This window comes from Candidatus Nanopusillus massiliensis (assembly GCF_920984865.1).
Genome location: NZ_OV100765.1, coordinates 170,018 through 174,938 on the forward strand (window position 1 = coordinate 170,018; position 4,921 = coordinate 174,938).

At 24.3% G+C, this 4,921-nt stretch carries 9 protein-coding genes, 2 tRNA genes and 1 pseudogene; 3 read left to right on the forward strand and 9 right to left on the reverse strand.

Features of this window, described 5'->3' with window-relative positions; genetic code table 11:
• Positions 1–79: 79 nt before the first annotated feature.
• The 5 genes and pseudogenes from LUA84_RS01220 to LUA84_RS01235 all read right to left on the reverse strand — a co-directional run bounded on the left by LUA84_RS01220 (position 80) and on the right by LUA84_RS01235 (position 1,895).
• Positions 80–226 (reverse strand): hypothetical protein, encoded by a 147-nt coding sequence (locus LUA84_RS01220; RefSeq protein ID WP_231434063.1) that lies wholly within the window; start codon positions 224–226, stop codon positions 80–82.
• Positions 227–412: 186 nt separating this feature from the next.
• Positions 413–664: a P-loop NTPase family protein gene (locus LUA84_RS01225; protein ID WP_231434064.1), complete on the reverse strand. Its 252-nt coding sequence runs from the start codon at positions 662–664 to the stop codon at positions 413–415.
• Positions 648–899, reverse strand: coding sequence for an ATPase domain-containing protein (locus tag LUA84_RS01230; protein WP_256443481.1), 252 nt, complete (start codon positions 897–899; stop codon positions 648–650). Before LUA84_RS01230 ends, LUA84_RS01225 begins: the two co-directional genes overlap by 17 nt.
• A 575-nt stretch (positions 900–1,474) precedes the next feature.
• Positions 1,475–1,642 (reverse strand): annotated as a pseudogene (locus LUA84_RS05055) (FlaD/FlaE family flagellar protein); the annotation flags it as partial.
• A 10-nt stretch (positions 1,643–1,652) separates the two neighbouring features.
• A complete protein-coding gene (locus LUA84_RS01235; RefSeq protein WP_231434066.1) occupies positions 1,653–1,895 on the reverse strand; it encodes a flagella accessory protein C in 243 nt (80 codons plus the stop codon).
• Positions 1,896–2,370: 475 nt separating this feature from the next.
• On the opposite strand from LUA84_RS01235, the gene LUA84_RS01240 reads away from it, so the two are divergent.
• The gene (locus LUA84_RS01240; protein WP_231434067.1) at positions 2,371–2,658 is read left to right on the forward strand and encodes a hypothetical protein; all 288 of its coding nucleotides are present in this window, start codon (positions 2,371–2,373) and stop codon (positions 2,656–2,658) included.
• A 66-nt stretch (positions 2,659–2,724) separates the two neighbouring features.
• On the opposite strand, the gene LUA84_RS04560 is transcribed toward LUA84_RS01240, so the two are convergent.
• The 4 genes from LUA84_RS04560 to rplC all read right to left on the reverse strand — a co-directional run bounded on the left by LUA84_RS04560 (position 2,725) and on the right by rplC (position 3,903).
• The gene (locus LUA84_RS04560; protein ID WP_308112652.1) at positions 2,725–2,937 is read right to left on the reverse strand and encodes a prefoldin domain-containing protein; all 213 of its coding nucleotides are present in this window, start codon (positions 2,935–2,937) and stop codon (positions 2,725–2,727) included.
• Entirely contained in the window at positions 2,904–3,059 is a 156-nt protein-coding gene (locus LUA84_RS01250) for a hypothetical protein (protein ID WP_231434068.1), read from the reverse strand. Before LUA84_RS01250 ends, LUA84_RS04560 begins: the two co-directional genes overlap by 34 nt.
• Positions 3,043–3,261 carry a 50S ribosomal protein L18Ae gene (rpl18a, locus tag LUA84_RS01255; protein WP_231434069.1) on the reverse strand — a complete coding sequence of 73 codons (219 nt, stop codon included), beginning with the start codon at positions 3,259–3,261 and terminating at the stop codon, positions 3,043–3,045. Before rpl18a ends, LUA84_RS01250 begins: the two co-directional genes overlap by 17 nt.
• Before the next feature lie 84 nt (positions 3,262–3,345).
• Positions 3,346–3,903: a 50S ribosomal protein L3 gene (gene rplC / locus LUA84_RS01260; protein WP_231434070.1), complete on the reverse strand. Its 558-nt coding sequence runs from the start codon at positions 3,901–3,903 to the stop codon at positions 3,346–3,348.
• Between the two features lie 472 nt (positions 3,904–4,375).
• On the opposite strand from rplC, the gene LUA84_RS01265 reads away from it, so the two are divergent.
• Positions 4,376–4,446, forward strand: a tRNA-Pro gene (locus LUA84_RS01265).
• A gap of 161 nt (positions 4,447–4,607) precedes the next feature.
• Positions 4,608–4,684: transfer RNA gene (locus LUA84_RS01270), tRNA-Arg, on the forward strand.
• The last annotated feature ends 237 nt before the right edge of the window (positions 4,685–4,921 follow it).

Consider the following 4,921-nt stretch of genomic DNA (forward strand, 5'->3'; position numbering starts at 1 on the left):
ACAGGATATAATATATTAAATACAGTTCTAGATCTAAGAGAAAAATCTAGAGAAGTCATCATTCTGGAGGCCCACATATTTATGATATTTCATTAACATAATTTCTAAGATGTTCATATTTATTCAATGCCTCATCAAATGATTCAGTTATATCATTAGTTATTACTTTTCCATTTTCCCTCTTTATTACATATTCTTCTTTTGTTTCTTGTATTTGTTCAGGCATTATACATATGAAGATATCTCAATTATTAGCCCTATATTTGGCTCTACTCTAAATGGTATAATATGTATTATATATTCCCATTGGATATTTAAACCTCTTTACTTCTATCATTTTTAATAGTGATGATTCTCCAATAGAAGCAAAACCAGAAATTAAATTATATATCTGCAATTCTCCTCATATTTCTTAAAAAAATCTATTTATTTCTGAAGGATTATATCTTAAAATAATTGTTTTATTTAGATTTTTTATTTTACTTAAAAATTCAATTAATCTTATTGAATCCATTTTATCTAACCCATTTATTAATGGATATGATAATGACTCTAATATTATTAACTCATTTTCTAATAGTTTTTTAGATTTTTCTTTTGTTAATTCAAATATTAAATTTTCTCTCTCCTTTATTCTATTAAATAAATTAAGTGTTAGCACCAAATAATAATTTTTGATTTAATAAATAATCTTTTATATCATAACCTAATGATTCCATTTGTTTAATAAAATCTACAACAGATAATTCTGTAGAAATATATGTNNNAGTATGATTATTTGATAATGCTCCATATAATATTCTTTGACATACTAAACTCCTTCCAGTTCCATTTTCTCCTTCAATCATAAATATACCTACCTTTTGGAATTCCTCCCCCAATCCTATTTGAAAATTCATCCCTATCTAAATAAATATCGATGTATTCTACCATTATGGACTAATATAATATAAAGATGATTGGCCAATACAAAATGTTACTCTTAAATTATCTCCAGCATTTACCTGGGTAACTTACATTTAATTCTATTGTATATTGATTTAATACCATGTATGTAAAGTTAACCATTGTATTTCCAACTTCTATGCTATTTATACAATTCAGATGGATTTATATTTTGTACCAAATATAGTATTGAATAATTACCATAATTATTATAATTTACTATATAATTTACTTGACTTCAAATGTTGGATTTGTAATATCTTGATATTTCTTTTGCAATTATTTTTCCTGCTGAAGAATAAAAGTTGAAAAATGTACTTAAAACTAGATATGCGGCTATAAATAAAATAAATAAGTATATTAATTCCTTTATCATCTTGTTATTGGCGATATATATCCTTTTGAATTAGCTCATTATATAGGTCTTTTAACCTTTCTATATTATCTGAACTACTGTATTTGTGCCAATTTTGTTATTATATATAGAATTACTATATGATCCATTGGTAATAATTTTTTATTTTCTCCCTCAACACTCTTTAATCCATACAGATAATACCTTTAATTTTATTTTTATTTTTTCAGTTATCCAATTAATTGATTCATAATAATCTAAAGCATCATCTACTTCTTCTATATTTGATTTTTTAACTAAATATGCTAGCCAACAAATTATAATTGAAGAAACAGTTGGATTATCATCAAGTTTACTTTAAAGGTAATATATTATTTTCTTGATTTTCTACATTATTTTCATTTATAACCTGAACTTTTGGTTCTTCTTCTTTTTCTTCTTCTACAAAAGGATTATAATTTTTTCTAAGCATTTCATATATAGAAAAAACCTTTTCTAAATTATTTTTAATACTATTTATTTCGTTTTGATGGCTTTCTACTGTAGAACTAATACTTGAAATATTGCTTGAAATTTCAGATACTTTATTCTCCAATTCTCTTACACTTTTAGCTAAACCTTCAATGGAGTTAGTAATATTTTTTATTTCAGATATTATAATTTTGACTTACAATATTTTGTTGTGGTATAACATTAATGTTTTGTGTAATTTTTATTATCATTTTTCTTCCTAAATATATTTGAAAATATACTCATACAATTTTTAAATATCCTGAAATATATAAGTTTTATAATTATTGTTGATAATCATTATTGATAATGATAGTTAAAAAGGCAGATTATCTTAGTATATCATCTATAGGTATTGTAATGCATATGTTTGATGATTTTCTTATAGCAAGTAAAAGCGAAAAAAATAATATTGAAAGATAAAATATTGATATAAAAAAATATTATATAGAATCACCAGTTGTTTCTCCATATTTTATAGAATATGATAATAAAATAATTATTAGCTCTAATGCTCCTGAAGAATTAAAGAATATATTAAAGAATTATTTTGACTATAATTGATAATAGAGTATATAGAAAATCTAATAGGAAATATATTTTTAATTGGGAAAAATGGAATAATTTTTTCTCATGGAAAAGAAGAGGATGTAAAGAAAATATCTCAAAAATTATCTTTACCAGCATATAAAATAAAAACAAAATATCTTTTTGGAAGCATATCAAAATTATATAATAATAAATTATTAATAAATAAGGAATTAAGTGATAAAATAATAGAGAAAGTAAAGGAAATTGCAGGTTATAATTTGATAGTGGATCAATTAATTTTGGAAGTCCATATTTAAGATACGGAATAGAAATTAATAAGGAATATTTAATAAGTGGAAAATATTCTACTGTTCATGAAATTGTTAAGGTTGAGGAGTTATTTTCATAGATATTTCATTTATTTTTGCTTTTATTTCATTTACGTCCTGATTTAGTTTATTTATTATGTCATCTATCAATTTTAAAACTTCATCCTTGCTTTTTTCAGTAAATATATTTCTTCCAATATTTATTAATAAGTTTTGGTCATCTTTTATAGATCCTAAACAAATATTAATCCTCCCAAATTTATATATGTATCTTCCTGCTTTTTTAGTTCATTAATAAAGCTTTTTATCAATTCATATTCTAATATCTTATCTTGTATATCTTCCAATTGACTATATAAAAAATCTAATAGTTCATAAGAATTTTCCATTTTTAATATTTTCTATAAATTTCTTTAAATTCTTATCCTTTNTATCATTTTCAACAATTTCTTCAATTTTTAATATTTTTATTTTATTTCTTTTTACTTTATATGCACTTCCAAATAATGAATATATTCTTTCTAAAACATCATTTTCATTTATTCCCAATATTTCTTTTGTAAATTTATATACTACCTTTCTTTTTATCAAAACTCCTTCCTTTTTCTTTAAATTTCATTAAAATCTTTGTTTTAAATATTAATCCTTCAACTCTATATATTTTTACTTCCATCTCTAATTTTTTCGTGATAATGATATATATTCTATGCCTATTTTTTCAGGATTCCTTGGTGGTCTTATTGCTTTTCTTAATATCAATAATCTTTTCTTTGCTCCTATTACTGAACCTTTTAGCATTACATATGTATTCTTTACAATTCCATAACGTGGCCAGCCAGAACTTGGATTTNTTTCATTATAATTATCAGAAATCTTTATTATTAATTTATTATATTCTGTTCTTCTAAAGAATCCATATTGACCTGGCATTGGTGTTGTTGGAAATATTCTTCTCATTCCTCTTGACCCCCTGGCACCTATATGTCTTACAGATTTACTTCTCTTTACTTCTCTATATTGAACTGATATTCCATATCTTTTTACTTCTCCTTGGAGTCCTTTTCCTTTTGTTACTCCAATTATATCTACATATTCTCCCTCATTAAATACATCATTTATTTTTATTTGATTTCCTAATAAATTTTTTGCATAATTAAATATTTCTTTAATATTATTTCCTCTTATAGGTATATCAAATATCTCANNTTTCTTCTTTTTAATTGTGTTAGCCATGGTTGTGTATACACAATCAATTTTATTAATGAAACTTTAATAATAATTGTTCTGCATCTTGAGATCTTTTTCTAAATCTTCAATTGGTTCTAATGTTTTTATTCTTCTTTTAACATGTTCATCAAAATTATTAGAAATAATATCCTTTAAAGATAAGAACCTTTATTTGTATCTTTTTTATATAATCTAATTCCAAGAACCTTTAACGGAGGAGTTTCTATAATTGATACAGGTTCATATTTTCCTTCTTTTGTTAAAATATGNNNCATACCAACTTTATANNCAGCAAATGCAACTGATTGAATATTATTGATCAGAAGGCCAACTCTTTATTATTGGATAGATTCTTTTAGCTCTTACTCTTGGCCAAAATTGCATAGATACTGCTCTAGGCTGATGTCTACCATGCTGTACATTTTTTAATATGTTGTTAAAAACTCTTTTAAATTTTTGAAAAATCTTTTATTTTTAAGGGACCGAAGGCTAGTGGTAGGCTACTGGGTTTGGGTCCCAGGGATCGGCGTTCGAATCCGCGCGGTCCCATTTTTTGACTCCTATCTTTATAATGTTTTTGACAATAATTTTAATACTTCATTTATATTATATATTATAGTGAACATGCAAGGCATTGCTGATAAATGATGAAACATCGATATACAGATGGAATTAAGTATTTTAATTTTTCATAATAATATTTTATAATTGGTCCCGTAGCTCAGTTGGATAGAGCAACGGCCTTCTAAGCCGTAGGTCGGGGGTTCGAATCCCTCCGGGTCCGCCATTGATTTGAAATTTTAAATGGCAAAGGAGCTTGTTGTAAAGTATTTCCATATGTAAATGAAAATAAATAAGATCCATTATTTGATAATAAATTACTTATAATTGTATCTTCATTTGTACAATTTAATTCAATTTTCACTTACTATTTGAAGGTAAGCGATAATTATTTGTAACTATATTACATGTACCTTGATAACTATTTTGACTATATGTATATGTAACTTTCATATTACTTAGA

Excerpts from the sequence above, each read along its gene's own strand:
- LUA84_RS01220 (WP_231434063.1), bottom strand. The coding sequence starts at position 226 with ATGCCTGAACAAATACAAGAAACAAAAGAAGAATATGTAATAAAGAGG.
- LUA84_RS01250 (WP_231434068.1), bottom strand. The coding sequence starts at position 3,059 with ATGGAAAATTCTTATGAACTATTAGATTTTTTATATAGTCAATTGGAA.